At 52.7% G+C, this 226-nt stretch carries 1 protein-coding gene; it reads right to left on the reverse strand.

Features of this window, described 5'->3' with window-relative positions; translation table 11 throughout:
• Positions 1-226, reverse strand: a 226-nt coding sequence (locus JI664_RS23765) for an adenylate/guanylate cyclase domain-containing protein (protein ID WP_286174262.1), incomplete at both ends; no start/stop codon positions are given.

A 226-nucleotide genomic window follows, 5' to 3' on the forward strand; every position in this document is an offset into this window, starting at 1 on the left:
TGCACCAGGTCTGGATCACTGCAGATGCTTTCATGCATACCTACGGCCGCGGAAGCGGCGTGGTCGGGAAGGGCAAATGCGCACATCACTTCGTCGCCGATGGTTTTGACAACCTTTCCCTGATGCGCATGGACTGTGACATTGATTTTTTCCAAACAAGCCGATACTAAAGCAAGGGCCTGAACATCTCCCAATTGTTCATACAGGCGCGTGCTGCCCGCAATAT

It is taken from the genome of Rhodobacter sp. NTK016B (genome assembly GCF_017303295.1).
Classification (GTDB): Bacteria; Pseudomonadota; Alphaproteobacteria; order Rhodobacterales; family Rhodobacteraceae; genus Pararhodobacter.